This is a genomic window from Brevibacillus sp. Leaf182, assembly GCF_001423865.2.
Lineage (GTDB): Bacteria > Bacillota > Bacilli > Brevibacillales > Brevibacillaceae > Brevibacillus > Brevibacillus brevis_C.
Genome location: NZ_LMPN02000027.1, coordinates 61,505 through 79,693, shown reverse-complemented (window position 1 = coordinate 79,693; position 18,189 = coordinate 61,505). Strand labels below are relative to the sequence as shown.

Below are 18,189 nucleotides of genomic sequence, written 5' to 3'. Positions count from 1 at the left end.
AATACCTCCTGCTTTGCATCCCCCCTTTACAAGACTCCCTTTTGTCGATTAGGACTTGTATAAGTGACAAGCAACAAAGTGACCGTCGCCTGTGTCCGCAAATTCTGGACGCACAGTACGACACTCCTCTGTTACATGGGGACACCTCGTATGGAATGTACAGCCACTTGGAGGTTTTGCAGGGCTCGGCACATCTCCCTGGAGGATAACTCTTTCTCGTACCGCATCAGGGTCTGGTGAAGGGACCGCCGACAGTAGCGCTTTCGTGTACGGATGGAGCGGATTGGAATACAATTGGCTACTCGTCGTCAGCTCGACAATTCGGCCAAGGTACATCACGCCTACCCGATCACTGATATGACGCACGACACTCAAATCGTGGGCAATGAACAAGTATGTAAGGCCGAATTCGCGTTGCAAATCCTGCATGAGATTGAGCACCTGCGACTGAATGGACACGTCCAGTGCAGACACAGGTTCATCCGCAACGATCAATTTGGGCTTGAGCATCAGCGCTCTCGCAATGCCGATCCGCTGCCTCTGTCCTCCGCTAAATTGATGCGGATAGCGGCTCGCGTGATAGCTGCTCAGACCAACGATCTCCAGCATTTCCTGCACACGCTTTTTTCGCTCTGCCGAAGAACCCAAACCATGTACAATCAAAGGCTCTTCCAAAATTTTTTCAATATTATGTCTAGGGTTAAGCGAAGCAAACGGGTCCTGAAAGACAATTTGCATATCACGTCGCATCTTTCTCATCGAATCTGTGGAAAGCGACATGACATCTGTACCGTCAAAGTTGACTTCACCGGAGGTCGGTTCAATCAGTCGCAGCAAGGAACGTCCCGTCGTGGACTTTCCACAGCCGCTCTCACCTACCAGCCCCAAAGTTTCTCCACTTTTAACGGTAAACGAAACATCATCTACCGCCTTTACTACACCTACTTCCCCTCCAAGAACACCGCCTGTGATTGGGTAGTATTTTTTCAAATTTTTTACGATCAGAAGATCTTCAGCCACCTGCATGCTCCTCTCGGGTTATTCGGTCAGCCAGCAGCGGGAAAGGTGATTGTCCCCTACCACTTTTAATTCTGGCATCTCACTGCGGCATCGGTCTGATACTTTATCACATCTAGGTGCAAAGCGGCATCCGACAGTAAGCGAACCTGGAATCGGGACGTTGCCTGGAATCGAATAGAGACGCTCCTGTGATCCTTCCAGCTTCGGCAACGAATTCAACAAGCCGATCGTATAAGGATGCTTTGGATTTTTTAAGATCGTACGAACATCGCCTTGTTCAATCACGTTTCCTGCGTACATCACCACGACGCGGTGACACATTTCCGCAACGACCCCAAGATCGTGGGTAATGAGCAGAATGGCTGTGTCTGCTTCCCGGTTGAGTTGACGCATCAGGTCCAAAATCTGCGCTTGAATCGTCACGTCGAGCGCGGTAGTAGGCTCGTCTGCAATCAAAAGCTCCGGATTGCAAGCCATTGCCATCGCAATCATGACGCGCTGTCGCATGCCCCCGGAAAGCTGGTGCGGGTATTCATCAACGATGGCTTCCGCTCGAGGAATTCCGACTTTTTTCAACATCTCAATGGCACGTGCTCTTGCGTCCTTTTTGCTCGCCTTCGTATGTAATCGGACTGATTCTCCTATCTGGTCTCCAATCGTAAACACCGGATTTAATGACGTCATCGGCTCCTGAAAGATCATCGCAATTTCATTCCCGCGGATGTCTCTCATTCGCTTTTCGTCGACAGATACGAGGTCCTCCCCCTTGAATTTAATAGAACCTCCCACGATTCTCCCTGGGGGATTGGGTACTAGCTTCATAACGGAAAGGGAGGTAACGCTCTTTCCACAGCCGGATTCGCCTACGATACCGACTACTTCTCCTTTTTGTACCGTGATCGTCACGCCATCAACGGCAGGGATTTGGCCGCGGTCCGTGAAAAAGTGCGTTTGCAGGTTTTCAATTTGTAGGACAGGATGTGACACGTGGCTCACCTCTCTCACCGATATATACTTCCAAAATAGACCTTTCAGTAGACATTATGACATTTATTCAATTTTTTCGCAACACAATAAATTCAAACTATTATCTCTTTACTGATTAAAAAGAATATTTCACTCTCGTTTTAAAATTATGTAAAAGAATTTTATGATAGCCCTTTCATTGTTGATGTAGCCTCACTTGCACTGTTTTAGCAGATCGAATGAAGCATCTGTGGTCACATGCAAAAGACCCGCCTGTACGGGTCTTTTGTCACTGGGGCTTTCTGCACCCCTTCTTTTTGCGCATAAACCATTTTCACGGTTCAAAAAAACTCCCAACCCAATCGACAAAACTCTGCGCCCCACTTTTAATGCTTCCACCTAAAGTCAAACCAATCCGACTGACGTAGTTGACCATTTCCTTAGGGTTGGCAGTTTGAACCTGCTTGCCCATAACCGCGATCTCCACTTGTCCTTGATCCACTTTTTTGATGGAAAAGGTTTGCGCCTGCCCCTCGGGCACTCCACTCACCTTGGATATTCCACGCTCAGCCGTTTGCAATCCCAGAACTACCCCGACCAGCAAGATGATTAACAGTCCAGTCAGCTTCATCGTCACGTTCATGCCCGTCACCTCTTTGCAGGCTCGTCAGAAACTGTTTTGCCTACTTTTTCAGCTTGCTGATAATAGGCTGCGAAAACATCAGCCAATGCTTCTGCCGTATTCTTGCTTTCCTGCACGCTGTTTTCCGTACCACCTATTTCTATTAACAGACTTCCCGGGGAGAGGGACTGATTATACTCGCCATGATCCGTTTTTGCGCCTTTTTCCATCACGCCACGTGAAAGCTCTGGGTACATTTTTTCCATCAACTCATGAAGCTCTGTTGCAAACGCCTCATTTTTTTCGTAGCTTTTGTTTCTTTTTCCGATAACGAACAATACTCTTCCATACGTTTTTCCTTTGATCGTGACCGTCGTACGCTCTCGTGGTGCCGTGTCTCGATGCAGATCGAAAAAGTAGTACAGTTCCTTGTTTTTCTCCGTTGCGGATTTGACTACTTGCAAAGATTCCGCGTAGGAGAAGGAGTAATGCATTTTTTTGTTCAACAGTTGCTGATAGATGTCGTCGGTGCTCACATCCGAACCAATTCCTCTGTCATTCAACGCTTCTGATAAATGCTTGCTGATTAACGATATATTTCTCGTAGGATGATCGACGGAGGTTCCCACCGGCTTCGTCTCACTAAACCACGATTCCCGATTGTGCGAGTTGTAGACGTACACGATTTTTTTGCCGTCCGTGATTGAATTGGGGACAGGAGCTGGCTTTGTTTGGCCTGACTTCGTGGTATCCTCCGGCTTTGGCTCTACGATCGGAACTACTTGCGATTGATCCGCTACCTGTCTCGGATGGGCGGGATATTCTAAATAAAAATCCGCGAGAGAAGCTCCTTTTCCCTGTACGACAAACCTGGCATCCTCTGTCGTCACCATCCCAGGGAGCTCCCTGCCTAGCAAGCTACGCAAGTCTCCCGGCTGTATATTGGTTGCCAAGCGAAAGAGAAAACCCGTTACGCTATTCGTGCGATCATCAGCCTGTGCTTGCACCGTTTCGGACAAAACAGGAATCTCCTGCCCCATCCACCCCAAAATCGCCAGACTGGAAATATGAGAAGCGGCCTGTTGAATGGCGGAGGAAGAAATTGCGATTCGGTTCCCGCCGAGCGAAAGCACTCCTGTCATGACAAACAGGAAGGCAGTTATAAAGGAAAGAACAACGAATTGGCGTTGAATGAGGGTCGCCATCTGTCTCACTCCTCTAGCTGTAGCATGGTTGCACGTAGGGAGAACTTCCCCTCGCGCTTGTCTATGCTTTAGCTTATGAGGCTCATAGAGACGATAGAACCCTTTTCTAGCTTTTCTCTCTCACTCTAGCTTTTCATGACTTAGTGGGTATATGATCCGCTATTGTCTTCATTTACGGCACTGTGCAAGGCGCGATTCAGACCTGTTGCGATCACATTCGCCACGCCTTCAATAAAATCATCAATTTCTTTTGGAGTGACAACCAGATCCTGTCCCAGCGGTCGAAGGACCTCATGAATCAATTGCCGTTTCTCTTCTTCTGGCAGTGAACCTACCAATCCCATGAATGTCTTGCGGGATTCCAAGTCAGGCAAATCCTCTTCCGTATACGGTTCCTTTCGCTCCGGCAGCGTACTCAATGCCAGTTTGTTAAACGCCCGCTTGCTCTCCACCATCGATTGTCCAAAATGCCCTAGCAAGTACGTAATCGCATCATTTACAATCGTGGAGGCAAAAACGACCGTAGGCACTCCTATAGCAATCACAGGCACACCAAGTGTCGCCTGATCAATCGCTTTCCGCTTGTTTCCGACCCCTGATCCGGGATGAATCCCTGTATCCGATATTTGAATCGTCGTGTTGACCCGATGCAGAGCACGTGACGCAAGAGCATCAATACAGATGACAAAATCGGGTTTGCTTTTTTCTACGACACCAAAAATGATCTCACTTGTTTCTATCCCCGTAATCCCAAGGACACCCGGTGATAGCGCACTGACTTCCCGATACCCTTCCCCGACAGTTTCAGGCGCTAGTGTATACAGATGGCGTGTAATCAACAAATTTTCTACAACCATCGGTCCAAGCGCATCCGGGGTCACATTCCAGTTGCCGAGACCCACGACGAGAGCCTTTTTGTTCTCTGTGATTCCCAGTTGTTTGAGAAACATCGCAAATTCGACGGAAAATCGCTTGGCTACCTGCTCCTCAATCGATGTATCATTATCCCGCAGCTTTGGCACTTCAATCGTGAGGTAATGCCCCGGGAGCTTGCCGATTTCCTTCCCCGCTTCCTCTGTTTCCACATGTAATCTCGTTACTTTCACATTGGGCTCGCTGTCGTCAGCTTGCAGCCAAACGCCCCCAATGTCACTCTGGTTTTGCTGCTGGGCAAGCTCATGAGCCTCCAAGGCCAAATCCGTACGAATGGAATAACCAGACAAATCAATGTTATGTGCCATGTTATCAGCTCCTTTGATCCGAAGTGAAAAAAGTACTGACCATTTTGTTCCTGCTACTAGCTTGCTTGAATCCTTCATTTTTATTCCGAATCCTTTCTTGCAAATGGGTTCGCCCCATGCTAGAATTACTTTGTTGTATGACTGTATGTCTATGGTCGTATTAAGGAGGTGACACACATGCCAAACATTAAATCCGCGATTAAACGCACCAAAACAATCGAAAAGCGTCGCGCACACCGTGCTTCTCAAAAGTCTGATCTGCGTACTTCCATCAAGAACTTTGAGAAAGCTGTCGCTGCTTCCGATGTAGCATTGGCGAAATCTACTCTTCTGGTGGCTGTGAAAAAGCTGGACAAGGCCGCTTCGAAAGGTCTCATTCATAAAAACGCAGCAAACCGTCAAAAGTCTCGTTTGATGAAAAAGCTTAACGTTCTGAGCGCTCCTGTAGCGTAAGAGACCAAGCACAAAAAACCCCGTGAACATCGTGTTCTAGGGGTTTTTTACTGTAAAAAACGTCACGACCGTTTTGTTCGTTCGTCATGTGCACGTGCAATGAATAATTCGAGGGCGAGACGCTTGTCCACTTGCCCTGACTTCATCCGAAAATCTTCTTCCGCCAGAATGCCCAGCAGTTTTTTCAACGACTCCTCAGAAAAATGACGCGCTTGCTCCATTGCTTTTTTCACCGCGTAAGGATGCATTTTAATCATGCCTGCCATCTGTTGCTGCGAATAACCACGCGGAGCCAATTGCTTGACATGCAACAGCATGCGGAACTGCCTCGCCAAGAGAGCCAGCAGCTTGATCGGCTCCTCTCCTGTTTTCATGCAGTCATACATCATCCTGAGTGCCTTGTCCAATCTCCCTGAAGCGACCTGTTCAATCAACGCGAATACATCCTGCTCTAGCGTACGTGCCCCAAGCAGCTCAATGACGTCGTCCGTGATGCTTTCACCCACCCCAACAAACAGGGCCATCTTTTCGATTTCCTTGTTCAGAAGGCGCAGCTCGGCTCCCACTCTCTCCACAAGCTTCATGGCTTGCTGACGATCGATTTTCGCCTCGTATTTACCTGCTTGCCGCTCTACCCAGCCATACAAATCTCCGTCTTTTAACAACGGAAAAGGGATCACTTTCGCCTTTTGCTGCAGCGTTTTGACCAGCTTTTTTCGTTCATCGAGCTTGTCGGCTTCAGTATGTAGAATAAGTGTGGTGTAGGGGGGCGGATTTTGCAAATAATCGAGCAGAGCATCCGGGTCGCTTTCTACCTTAGTCGAAGGCTTACTTCCTGTTAAAAAGTAGGCTTGTCTGGCAATCACCAATCGATGCTCACCCATAAACGGCAAGGTTTCCGCATCTTGCAGAATTTCACTCAATCCTGTTTCGGTACAATCATACACACTCATATTCAAATCCATAAATTCTGGATCAATCATTTCTTTACGAGCCAACGCCAAAAAATCTTCGGCCAGAAAAGACTCCGGACCATATAAAACGTAGATCGGCAAGAATTGTTTTTGCCGTATTTCGCGAATAGCCGATAGGAGTGGCATACGTTTTCTCCCCTTTCCTTCTTCTTACCTGCGTTATTATAGCACATGTTGAACAGAGCAAAGCGAAAAAAAACCGCCACCAGTGAATCGGTAGCGGTTTTTTCATCCGTTGGCACCTCTATGTAAACGTTTAGGGAAAAGCCCCGGGATTCCTCCTCCCCAAACGGTAAGCAGGGGGTGCTTGATAATGTACTATACGCAAAATCCCCGCAAGCGGTGCCAGTCCATACGCGGAAAAAAGTTAGTCATTATCTTTATCTTTTTTCTTATCTTTATTTTTTCCCTTGTCTTTCTCCTCTTGCTTGTCCCCGCCGTCGTCCTTATCGTCATTAGCAGGTTCTTTGTCTTCTCTGTCCGGATTCTCTTCCAGTCCGATCGGCCATACCGGTGGCTTATCATCTGTATATACTGGAGTTGGAGGTACTGGCTTCTTTTGTGGTGGCGTCGTATTCGTTTTCTTCGGTGGCGGTGTTTGCTTTTGAACGTTCTTTGCCGGTGGTTTTTTACTCTTCGTCTGAGTAGCCGATCCAGTAGACTTTTTTGTCTTGTCCTCTTCCTCTTTAGAATTCGATGGTATTGGATTATTGCTTGGAGGAGTAGGTGCATCTGGCCCAAGAACTTTGGGTGGTTCCACGACCGCTGGTGTCATATCCGTTCCGTTCTGGAACGAATCGACTTCATGCTTCTTGCCATCACCGCCCGAAAACAGCATACCAACCAATAAGCTTGCAGCGACGGCCGTACTGCCAAGACTAGCCATCCACACTTTCATCCGCTTCCACTTTTTTGATTCCGGCAGTGAAGACGACTCGCGCTTAACTTCCAGAGTGGGCAGGATTTCCTCGTTCACCGTAGATTTCACCGCAGCAGGCTTTGCAGCGGCTGACTCCAGCTTGGGGAGGATAGAATCTACGATGCTGAACGGAGGTACGACAGGGGGCAGATGTTCTAATTGTTGTGACACATCTTTCAAACGGTTGTACATAAGTTGCAGATCAGCATCTTTCTGGATCAAACGCTGGAGTAGTTGCTGCTCTGACTCCAACAGATCTCCATCCAGATCCCGCTGCATGAGTTCAAAAATCTCTTCGTTGGTCATCAACCGATCCCCCCTTTCTGGTAGTCGTACAACAGCTCTTGTAACTGTTGCCTAGCCCGAAATAAATACGACTTTACCGTGTTAAGCGGCAAATCTAGTGCCTCCGCTATTTCTTGATAGGATAAATCCTCTAGATAGCGGAGTACTACAACCATCCGGTATTGCTTTGGCAATCTTCCGATGGCTTCCTGGATGTCATTCGACAGCCCGGTGAGAAGGATTTCTTCTTCTACGTTGTTACGATCAGGAATGATCAACTCGTGCTCGTCAATTGAGACCGTTTCCTTCTTCGCGCGAAATTTATCCATACAGACGTTGCTGACAATGCGTTGTACCCAGGTAGAGAACTTTGCTTTTTCCTGATAGGTGTCCAACTTTCGATAAATTCGAATGAGGACTTCCTGGGACGCATCAAGCGCGTCTTGTTCGTTCCCTAGAATGTAATAAGCGCTTCGGTAAACGGAGGTCTCAATAGATCGAAGCAGTTCGACTAGCGCGTCATGATCCCCGGATTGCGCCATCCTGATCAACTCTGCTTCATGCATATTCTCTTCTCCCCCCTACAGACGGTTCGCTCATTGAAAAAGTTGCAAACAGATTATGTATCCAATATTTGGGCCTGCCAATATAATCCCGCAGGTGTAATCACCAGCGTAATCGCTCCATGAACATCAGTCCTGTACACGACGGAACCCGATTTTTTTAAGCGATGCAGTACTTCGGACGATGGATGCCCGTACCGATTTTTCACCCCGGCAGAGATTACAGCAACTTTTGGTGCTGTAACGGCAAGGAGCTCTTCGTTGCTCGAGGTATTGCTCCCATGATGGGCTACTTTCAAAACATCCACAGATGTCAAACCGTTTTGAACAAGCTGACTTTCCCCATCCTTTTCAATGTCACCCGTAAACAATACAGTCTTGTTGAAAGCCGTCAGCTGGAGTACTACCGAAGCATCATTTCCTGAGAAGGTCGATTCACCCGGGTGGAGCCACTTCCACTCGATTCCCGGCCCATCTGACCATGATTGACCCGGGAGCCCGGTTAGTATCGGAACTCCTTCTTGTCGAAAAAGCTGGACAATCTCGCCCTCCAATTTGGAAGGTGCTGTTCCATTCACCAATACCTCTCCAAAAGAAAAATGAGAAATCAGCGATTTTAATCCCCCGATGTGATCCAGATCGCCATGCGTCATGATAACACGGTCGATTTTCTCAATTCCTCTGGCCATCAGAAACGGCAGAACGACGTCTTTCCCCACCTCAAATGGGTCACGCTTTTCCATCCATGGTTCAGCAGCAGGGAACTGCATTGTCCCACCTGCATCCATTAAGTATACCTTCTGATCACCAATTTCGACAACGATGGAATCCCCTTGTCCGACATCAAGGAAGGTAATTCGCACTTCTTCGACTCCTGAAAACGGCTGTCTAGCCGCCACAATGAACAAGATAAATATAACGAAAGTAAGCATTATATCACGCTTTCGATGATAGCCAATCTTCCATAAAATGGGCAGAGTACCTAAAAAGCAGGTATACAAAACAAGCCACCACCACGAAGGATGCGGCCAATATGTGAAGGGGAGACTCATTTTTTCAATGGCAAACAGCGGGAGATGAATCCATTTCAGCATAGCCGTCGATACCCAAACAGGGATTACGGCCAAAAACGGGTGGACGAAATCGAGGACAACCGCAATATACCCGAACGGTAGCGCTATAGCCGAGAGAATCGGCGTCACTACCAAATTGACCAGCCAAGAAACAGGTGAAAACAAATGAAAATGGTAGATGAGAAACGGAAAAGAAACGAGCTGAGCCGACAAAGTAACCGCCACAAGTGAACGAATCCAGACGGGTACCCGAACAAACACTTGCAAGCTGTATGGCACATAAATAATCAGACCAAGTGTCACCGCAAAGGAAAGCTGAAAACCGACATGCCATAGCTGATATGGATTCACCACCAGCATCAGAATCAGTGCACCTGCCCAGACGTCCTTGCCGTCCAGCCTCTTTCCAAATACTTGACAGAGAAGACCGACACTCCCCATCAGCCCAGATCGGATCGCGGACGCGCTGGCCCCCACCAGAAGCACATACCCGATCAAGAACAAAATCGTTACGACAAATGCCAGTCTGCGTCTGATTCCAATCCGTTCCAAACACCACATAAACATGGAACTAACCATTGTCACATGCAACCCGGAAATCGCGAGGATATGACTTAAGCCCAAATTCGAATACATGGACGCAAGCTCAGGATTCACCTCTTGTCCAAGACCAAGCAGCAGCGACTTCATGTAACCCGCTATTTCTGGATCTGTAAATAATGCTTCAATTCGCTTGGCACCTGAGTCCTGCCATTCTTGAAAGCTCGCCGTCACAGAAAAAACAGGTGTCATATCAACCGCTTGATAGTTTGTTTCCCCTGTGACATGGACACCTTGCCAATACAAATAGCTGGCGTAGTCGAAGGCATGAGGATTGCGCGCAGAAGCTGGTAGGGATAGTTGGATCGGAGCCACGATCACACTGCCACGTCTCCACTGCTCTATTTGTGATGCTTCTTGGAAAGAACCAAGTTTAACACGAAGCGCAATTTTTTCGAGAGACTGATGCTCGTTCTGATCAGACTGATTTTCACCCCAGGATGTGATCGTGACAAAAAATCGCGCTACATCCCCGTCCCGTTTCACAGGTGAATCAATGACACCTTCTATCCAAATCCTCTGCTCCTTTTGTGCCAATGGTTTCACTTCTGAGGTGTGGAGATTCTCGTACCCATAAAAAAAGAGACCTGCTAGAATAGTAATCAATGAGTAGCATGCAACATATTTGCGGTACGGTAACGGGATACAAGCAACGAGTGCCCATGATACGCCTGCAGCCAACAGTAACCAAGCAGGATGCAAATAGGCGGAGGAAATGAGGCCGATCATCATCACTAAGCTTGCTATCCAAACTGACACTGCAATCCCCCCATCTTGTTCTTTCATGAACCGTTTTGTCGAACGATTCATGGTCTCCTTAGGGAGTATATCTAACCGAATGGGGACAAAAATAGAGAAGAAGAAAGGCTAATTCCCTTGTAGAATCAGCGTTTTCGAGGTCAATTACTGGCACTCATAAGAGATTGCGCTGATTGTCGATACATGATAGAGTTAGCAGGAGCAATCCAGTGAGAGGAAGAGTCATTTCTTATGTGCGGAATCGTATCACTCTATAACAAGCGGCAAAAGCCTGTTCAACAAGAAGCGATTAGTGCAATGACGGGTGTCATCCTGCACCGTGGTCCAGATGACGATGGTTTTCACCTTGAAGACAACATCGCCCTGGGCTTTCGTCGTTTAAGCATCATTGACGTGGAAGGCGGGCATCAACCGCTGTTTAACGAAACACGTGACATCTGGATTATTGGTAACGGTGAAGTCTACAATTACAAAGAGTTACAGCAATGGTTAAAGGACATCGGTCACGTTTTCCATACCGATTCTGATATTGAAACCATCCTCCACCTTTATGAAGAGGTAGGAACAGATGCACCTAAGCATTTGCGCGGGATGTTTGGCTTTACGATCTACGACTCCCGTAAAAAACGTCTGTTTGGGGCACGCGACCATTTTGGAATCAAGCCTCTCTACTATGTCGAGACGAATGATTCGATCGGGGTGGCCAGCGAGATTAAAAGCTTGCTGGAGCTGCCAGGATTCAAGCGTGAAGTGAATCCAACTGCTTTTTATCACTATTTGACGTTCCAATATGTACCTGATCCTGAAACGATGTTTGCTGGCATTTACCGTATACCGCCTGCGCACTCGTTCGTGATTGAAAACGACCAGATCAAGCTAGAAAGGTACTGGGATGTAGAATTCAAACCCGATGAAAGCAAGCCCTTCTCTTATTTTGTTGAGGGTACGCGCAGTGTCATGCTCGAATCTGTCGACAAACACCGGATTAGCGAAGTTTCTCGTGGAGCCTTCTTGTCCAGTGGCGTTGACTCTAGCAGTATCGTTGGGATGCTGCGTACATTCGAGCCAGTCAAATCTTTTTCTGTCGGTTCGGATATTCCTGGTTACAGCGAGCTCGATTATGCGAAGCGAACCGCCGCGTATTTGGGATCGGAGCATTTCGAGCGCGTGATAAACGCCAAGCAGTACATGGATGAATTGCCGCGACTGATCTGGCATCAGGACGAACCGGTAGCAGACCCATCTGCCATCCTGCTCTATTTTGTAGCGCAGATGGCGAGTGAGCACGTAACCGTCGTATTGTCCGGTGAAGGTGCAGATGAATTTTTTGGCGGATACAATATTTACAGAGAGCCTCATTCTCTCAAAATGTTTTCCGGGATGCCTGGCTGGATGCGCCAATCCATCGGATACATGGCTGAACGCCTCCCCGATCAGGTAAAAGGGAAAAACTTCCTCATCCGCGGATCGAAAACGGTTGAGCAACGCTTCTTCGGAAACGCACTGATTTTCAGTGAAGAGATGAAAAAGCGTGTCGTCATGGAAGATATAACTCGTTCGGAATCGTATGTATCTCCTTTCACCATTACAGAAGAGATTTACAAACGCGCTTCCGAATATGACGATGTGACCAAGATGCAATACTTGGACATTCACACTTGGCTCAGAGGTAACATTTTGATGAAGGCTGACAAGATGACGATGGCCAATTCTTTGGAGTTGCGAGTGCCTTTCATTGATCTAAAGGTATTTGAATTCGCCGCTACCATTCCAACGAAGTACAAAATTGCTAACGGCACGACCAAGCACGTGCTTCGTGAAGCAATGAAAGACTTCTTACCACCTGAGATCCAAACGAGAAAGAAGCTGGGCTTCCCTGTTCCGACTCGTCATTGGCTCAAAAACGAATTTTACAAATGGGCAAAAGAGATCATTTTCGAATCCAAGGTGGATAATTTGATCAATAAGGCCTATGTGCTGTACATGCTCGATGAACACCGTGAAGGCAATGCGGATTACAGTCGCAAAATCTGGACGATCCTGGTCTTCATGCTGTGGCATCAAATCTTCATTGAGCAAAAGCACAATTTTGAGCCTTATGTCAGCCCGAATGTAGACCTTCGCCGCAAAAAAAATTCGTTGCAGCATATCGGCTAACAGCGAAAACGTAATAAATAGATTTGCAGACCCTCTCTTACTTTTCGTAGCATCGTTTATAGAGAACGAGTTCACTCTATGAACGTTTTGCTATGTGAAGGACGGGAGGGTTTTTTGTTATGGTGCTGGAATGGTGGGAGCGTTATCGTCGTTTCATCTTGCTGACTGCGGCTCTTCTGTTTGTCGGTTGCAGCTATTGGTTATATCAGCGTGACCAATCGTATAAGACTGACGAACTACCTTTGCACTCTCCTGCTTATGCTGCATCGAATGTTGAAACAAAAGAAGGGACAGATGATTCAGCAGCTACTCAACCTGCCAAGCCTGTAAAAGCGACACCGGAAAAGGATAAAGAAAAGGAACCACTCCCCGCTCCTCTCTATGTCGATGTGAAAGGGCAAGTGAGAAATCCCGGTTTATATCAATTCGAACCAGGTACGCGTGTCGCAAATGCCCTCGAAAAAGCAGGAGGAGCACTGCCTGATGCTGACCTTGTCCAGATCAATTTGGCAGCGCCGCTCACAGATGGAGCTGCTCTTGTCATCCCGGCTAAAGGGGCAGCCCCGCCAGTCTCCGCAAGCATTGGCCTTGTACAATCTGCTTCTGCTGCCAGCGTATCCACCACTGGTGCCTCCACAGCCATTAATCTCAACACGGCAACTGTCGAAGAGCTCATGAGCCTTCCCGGGATTGGTGAAGCTCGTGCCAAGGCCATCATAGATTATCGGTCAAAACAAGGGCCATTTCGTTCAGCGGATGACTTGAAACAGATTGAGGGAATTGGCGAAAAGATGTTTGCCCGGATAAAGGATCGCTTGGTGGTACAATGAGTGTTCAGCATCCGGTCATGATCATAGGCACTCCTACATAGAATGGGAAAAGAATATTGGAGGGAGGTATGCCCATGAATAGAATCGGGTTCATTGGTACGGGCAGCATGGGCAGTATCTTGATTGAATCATTGCTGTCAGCCAAGGCGCTGACTCCTGGTCATGTCGTTATTAGCAACAGAACTCTTTCGAAGGCGCAGCAACTAGCAGAAAAACATCCCGGGCTCATTGTCGCGCACAGCAATGCCGATTTGGTCAAAGAAGCTACAACGATCGTGCTGTGCGTCAAGCCACTGGAATATAGCGTGATGCTGGAACAAATTGCTCCTGCCTTAACGCCAGACCACCTGCTGATTACGATCACCAGTCCGATCAAGCTTGCGGATTTGGAGTCTCACGTTCCTTGTGCGGTTGCAAGAGTCGTTCCTTCTATAACAAATGCCGTAATGAGTGGTGTCAGCTTATGTGAATTCGGATCACGAATCCAAGAGGAACAACGTCAATTTATACGAAGTCTGTTTGCGCACATTAGCTCCCCTGTTGAGATTTCAGAGCCTTTTTTACGAATTACTTCGGACATTGTCAGTTGTGGGCCAGCATTTATCAGCTATATTTTGCAGCAAATGATTCAAGAAGCTGTTGAAGAAACAAGCATTTCTACAGAAGCTGCTACTTACATGACCACGCAAATGTTAATTGGAATGGCAGATCTTTTACGCGAAGAAGCATTCACCCTCCCTACTCTGCAAAAGAGAGTCTGCGTACCCGGAGGAATTACTGGGGAAGGCCTGATTCCTTTGCAAGACGGTATTCCCGGTCTTTTCGCCCAAGTATTTCGTCGCACACAAGCAAAGTTTGCCGAGGACCAGGAACTGGTTGCACGAAATTTGAGCAATCAGCCGCATTAGCGCAAGACGAAGATTCGTTGACTTACGAAAAAAGGAGTGGATACCTGTCACTCACAGGCTCCACTCCTCTGCTCATTTCTTGCCGTCTTTTCTTAACGAACGACGATATTCACCAGTTTACCTGGAACAGCGATGACTTTGACGATCGTTTTTCCTTCGATCAGCTCTTTAATCATCTCGTTGTTCTTCGCCATCTCTTCCATCTGTTCTTTCGTCGAATCAGAAGCGATGAGCAGCTTTTCTTTGTTTTTGCCGTTAATTTGCAGGACGATTTCTACCTCGTCTTCAACCAGCTTCGCTTCGTCATACGTAGGCCATGCTGCGTATGCCAGGCTCTCGCTGTGACCCAGTTTTTCCCACAGCTCTTCACCCAAGTGCGGAGCGATTGGAGACAGCATTTTTACAAAGTCCTCCATGAATTTCTTCGGCAGAACTTCTGCTTTGTACGCTTCGTTTACGAATACCATCAACTGAGAGATACCTGTATTGAAACGCAGGCCCTCGTAGTCTTCTGTTACTTTTTTCACCGTTTGGTGGTACACGCGCTCCATGCCAGCCACGTTGGAGGTTTCCACGATTTTTTCGTTCAGCTCACCGTTGTCGCCCACAAACAGACGATATACGCGATCCAGGAAGCGACGTGCGCCATCCAAGCCTTTTGTCGACCAAGCGATCGAAGCATCCAGTGGTCCCATGAACATTTCGTACATACGCAGTGTGTCGGCACCATGACTGTTGATGATATCGTCTGGGTTTACGACGTTGCCTTTGGACTTACTCATTTTCTCGTTATTTTCACCCAGAATCATTCCTTGGTTAAACAGCTTTTGGAATGGTTCCTTGGTTGGTACGACACCGATATCGTACAGGAACTTGTGCCAGAAACGAGAGTAGAGCAAGTGCAGCACCGCGTGCTCTGCACCACCAATGTAAATGTCGATAGGCAGCCATTCTTTCAGTTTGTCTGGATCAGCCAACGCCTTGTCATTGTGTGGATCGATGAAGCGCAGGAAGTACCAGCAGCTACCCGCCCATTGTGGCATCGTGTTTGTCTCACGACGTGCTTTCATGCCTGTTTCCGGATCGATTGTGTTTACCCATTCCGCGATGTTTGCCAATGGCGATTCACCTGTTCCGGATGGTTTGATTTCTTTTGTTTTAGGCAATACGATTGGCAGTTCGGATTCTGGAACGACTTTCATCGTGCCGTCTTCCAGATGGAGAATCGGAATTGGTTCGCCCCAGTAGCGTTGACGGCTAAACAGCCAGTCGCGCAGACGGTACGTTACTTTGCGATTTCCTTTGCCTTCCGCTTCCAGCCACTCGATCATTTTGCTGATAGCCTCTTCTTTGTTCAAACCATCGAGCATGCCGGAGTTGATGTGCTCTCCGTCGCCTGCATACGCTTCTTTGGAGATATCTCCGCCAGCGATTACTTGCTTGATTGGCAGATCGAATGTTTTCGCGAACTCATAGTCGCGTTCATCATGCGCTGGAACTGCCATGATGGAGCCTGTTCCGTAGCTGATCAGCACGTAATCCGCAATCCAGATTGGCAGACGCTCGCCGTTAACCGGGTTGATAGCATACGCTCCGGTAAATACTCCTGTCTTTTCTTTCGCCAGATCGGTACGCTCCAGATCGCTCTTGCGCTTCGCTTGATCCAGGTATGCTTCCACTGCTTCTTTTTGAGCTGGTACAGTAATTTGCTCAACCAGCTTGTGCTCAGGAGCCAGCACAGCATATGTTGCTCCGTAGAGCGTGTCTGGACGAGTCGTAAAGACGGTAAAGGATTCGTCATGACCTTCGATACCAAAGGTTACTTCTGCCCCTTCAGAACGACCGATCCAATTGCGTTGCATTTCCTTGATGCTCTCTGGCCAATCCAGTTCATCCAGGTCAGCGATCAGTCTTTCCGCATACGCAGTAATTTTCAAGACCCATTGCTTCATTGGGCGGCGTTCTACTGGGTGTCCGCCGCGCTCACTTTTTCCGTCAATGACTTCTTCGTTCGCCAAAACTGTTCCCAAAGCAGGGCACCAGTTTACAGCTACCTCGTCAATGTAAGCCAAGCCGTGCTCATACAGCTTCGTAAAAATCCATTGTGTCCACTTGTAGTAATTCTGATCGGTCGTATTGATTTCACGATCCCAATCGTAGGAAAATCCGAGTGACTTAATTTGGCGACGGAAAGTGTTGATATTGTGCTCGGTGAATTCTGCCGGATCGTTTCCTGTATCGAGCGCGTATTGCTCCGCTGGCAAGCCAAACGCATCCCAACCCATTGGGTGGAGAACGTTGTAACCTTGCATCCGCTTCATGCGGGATAATATATCAGTAGCCGTATAGCCTTCCGGATGTCCTACGTGCAGGCCAGCTCCAGATGGATACGGGAACATGTCGAGTGCATAAAACTTTTTCTTACCCTCATCCTCGGAGGTTTTGAAGGTCTTGTTCTGCTCCCAATATTGCTGCCACTTCTTTTCGACATTTTGATGACTGAATACCATGGTAAAGCACTCCCATCTTAAAATAGGTGAAAACAAAAAACCTCACATCCCAGATCGCTATTGCGAAAGGGACGAGAGGTTGTTTACATTCCCGCGGTACCACCCAGATTGGCAAATGACAAGCATTCACCCACTTGTTTCATCCGTATCGGGGATAAGCCGCTCACCCTTACACAGTCATTGCTTGTATGACCTTGGGGGCAAGTGCTGGGAGGTGAGTTCAGATAGATCCGGGTTGACTTGCACCATCCGTCAACTCTCTGTGAATGCTCGAATCCTATTCCTACTATTCCTCTTAAACGCGTCGAAATCTGTAGTTATAACGCCATTATAGTCAATCCGAACCAATCATGTCAAACTTTTCGGCTTGCGGGCTGAAAAAAATAGGCGCTCACTCGCTTCTTGTGGCGGCATATCCGAGTAATCAGCCGTGATGACAATGTCTGTGAAGCCAGCACCTGTCAGCCAGCGCATCAGTTGGACAGGCTGGTAAGCCCGTTGCCAATGCTCTTCTTCCATCCGCTCGTACAATCCGTTTGGCTGACGAATGAAAAACGTTAGCTGATGCTCTACCTCCAGTCGCAGCGGGTCGCAAAAACATTGCCAAATGTACGAAACTTCATCTTCTACATGTGTGAACGTCTCGTCTCCGAAGATGTGCAGCATCTTGTACGGACTGTGCACATCAAACAGAAAGCTCCCACCAGGGGCGAGATGAGCGAAAACGCGCTTGAACGTTTCCTGCACATCCGCTTCCTCTGTAAGATAGCTCAAGGAATCACACAAAGAGATGACCGCATCAGCCTCGGGCAAGGACAGCTCTCGCATATCCTGCTCCACCCACGCTACTTCTACTTGCTCCTGCCTCATTTTGTCATAGGCGATTGCAAGCATTTCTGTTGAGAGATCCACTCCAGTAACACGGTATCCCCGCTTGGCGAGTGGGATCGCAATCGTGCCAGTCCCACAGCCAAGATCAATGACCCGCACAGGCTTCTCTCCCTTTGTCCAATGACGCTCAACCCAATCGAGCCACTGGTCATAAGGAGTATCCGCCATCAGCCTGTCATATACAGCGGCCATATGTGCGTATGCCATCTGTCC

General features: G+C 47.9%; 15 protein-coding genes and 1 other annotated feature. Of the genes, 4 read left to right on the top strand and 11 right to left on the bottom strand.

Going from position 1 to position 18,189, the window contains the following annotated elements; translation table 11 throughout:
* Nucleotides 1-48: 48 nt before the first annotated feature.
* The 5 genes from ASG16_RS19765 to gpr form a co-directional block, all read right to left on the bottom strand.
* Complete coding sequence (locus ASG16_RS19765) at nucleotides 49-1,020, bottom strand: ABC transporter ATP-binding protein (RefSeq protein WP_056491007.1); 972 nt, start codon at nucleotides 1,018-1,020, stop codon at nucleotides 49-51.
* Between the two features lie 18 nt (nucleotides 1,021-1,038).
* A complete protein-coding gene (locus ASG16_RS19760) occupies nucleotides 1,039-2,007 on the bottom strand; it encodes an ABC transporter ATP-binding protein (RefSeq protein WP_017247685.1) in 969 nt (322 codons plus the stop codon).
* Between the two features lie 313 nt (nucleotides 2,008-2,320).
* Nucleotides 2,321-2,629, bottom strand: a complete 309-nt coding sequence (locus ASG16_RS19755) for a YqxA family protein (RefSeq protein ID WP_007727739.1) — start codon at nucleotides 2,627-2,629, stop codon at nucleotides 2,321-2,323.
* A 5-nt stretch (nucleotides 2,630-2,634) separates the two neighbouring features.
* Entirely contained in the window at nucleotides 2,635-3,813 is a 1,179-nt protein-coding gene (locus ASG16_RS19750) for a stage II sporulation protein P (protein WP_056491004.1), read from the bottom strand.
* Nucleotides 3,814-3,953: 140 nt separating this feature from the next.
* A complete protein-coding gene (gene gpr, locus ASG16_RS19745; protein ID WP_056491168.1) occupies nucleotides 3,954-5,054 on the bottom strand; it encodes a GPR endopeptidase in 1,101 nt (366 codons plus the stop codon).
* 177 nt (nucleotides 5,055-5,231) lie between these two features.
* Here gpr and rpsT point away from each other — a divergent pair, with 177 nt between their 5' ends.
* On the top strand, nucleotides 5,232-5,507 hold the full coding sequence (gene rpsT / locus ASG16_RS19740; RefSeq protein WP_012685714.1) for a 30S ribosomal protein S20: 276 nt from the start codon (nucleotides 5,232-5,234) through the stop codon (nucleotides 5,505-5,507).
* Nucleotides 5,508-5,569: 62 nt separating this feature from the next.
* Here the strand turns inward: rpsT and holA are convergent, their stop codons facing one another.
* From holA to ASG16_RS19720, 4 genes are all read right to left on the bottom strand, one after another.
* Nucleotides 5,570-6,607 (bottom strand): DNA polymerase III subunit delta, encoded by a 1,038-nt coding sequence (holA, locus tag ASG16_RS19735; protein ID WP_056491001.1) that lies wholly within the window; start codon nucleotides 6,605-6,607, stop codon nucleotides 5,570-5,572.
* Nucleotides 6,608-6,848: 241 nt separating this feature from the next.
* Entirely contained in the window at nucleotides 6,849-7,706 is an 858-nt protein-coding gene (locus tag ASG16_RS19730) for an anti-sigma factor family protein (protein ID WP_056490999.1), read from the bottom strand.
* Complete coding sequence (locus ASG16_RS19725; protein ID WP_012685711.1) at nucleotides 7,706-8,251, bottom strand: RNA polymerase sigma factor; 546 nt, start codon at nucleotides 8,249-8,251, stop codon at nucleotides 7,706-7,708. Before ASG16_RS19725 ends, ASG16_RS19730 begins: the two co-directional genes overlap by 1 nt.
* A gap of 53 nt (nucleotides 8,252-8,304) precedes the next feature.
* Nucleotides 8,305-10,707, bottom strand: a complete 2,403-nt coding sequence (locus ASG16_RS19720; RefSeq protein WP_056491165.1) for a DNA internalization-related competence protein ComEC/Rec2 — start codon at nucleotides 10,705-10,707, stop codon at nucleotides 8,305-8,307.
* A gap of 204 nt (nucleotides 10,708-10,911) precedes the next feature.
* Between ASG16_RS19720 and asnB the strand changes: the two genes are divergently transcribed.
* The 3 genes from asnB (at nucleotide 10,912) to comER (ending at nucleotide 14,575) form a co-directional block, all read left to right on the top strand.
* Entirely contained in the window at nucleotides 10,912-12,837 is a 1,926-nt protein-coding gene (gene asnB, locus ASG16_RS19715; RefSeq protein ID WP_056490995.1) for an asparagine synthase (glutamine-hydrolyzing), read from the top strand.
* A 119-nt stretch (nucleotides 12,838-12,956) separates the two neighbouring features.
* Nucleotides 12,957-13,667 (top strand): helix-hairpin-helix domain-containing protein, encoded by a 711-nt coding sequence (locus tag ASG16_RS31595; RefSeq protein ID WP_056490992.1) that lies wholly within the window; start codon nucleotides 12,957-12,959, stop codon nucleotides 13,665-13,667.
* A gap of 74 nt (nucleotides 13,668-13,741) precedes the next feature.
* On the top strand, nucleotides 13,742-14,575 hold the full coding sequence (gene comER, locus ASG16_RS19705; protein ID WP_056490989.1) for a late competence protein ComER: 834 nt from the start codon (nucleotides 13,742-13,744) through the stop codon (nucleotides 14,573-14,575).
* Between the two features lie 92 nt (nucleotides 14,576-14,667).
* On the opposite strand, the gene leuS is transcribed toward comER, so the two are convergent.
* Nucleotides 14,668-17,085: a leucine--tRNA ligase gene (gene leuS, locus ASG16_RS19700; protein WP_056490987.1), complete on the bottom strand. Its 2,418-nt coding sequence runs from the start codon at nucleotides 17,083-17,085 to the stop codon at nucleotides 14,668-14,670.
* Nucleotides 17,086-17,149: 64 nt separating this feature from the next.
* Nucleotides 17,150-17,394: a binding site (T-box leader), on the bottom strand.
* Between the two features lie 39 nt (nucleotides 17,395-17,433).
* Nucleotides 17,434-18,183, bottom strand: coding sequence for a class I SAM-dependent DNA methyltransferase (locus ASG16_RS19695; protein WP_056490985.1), 750 nt, complete (start codon nucleotides 18,181-18,183; stop codon nucleotides 17,434-17,436).
* Between the last annotated feature and the right edge of the window lie 6 nt (nucleotides 18,184-18,189).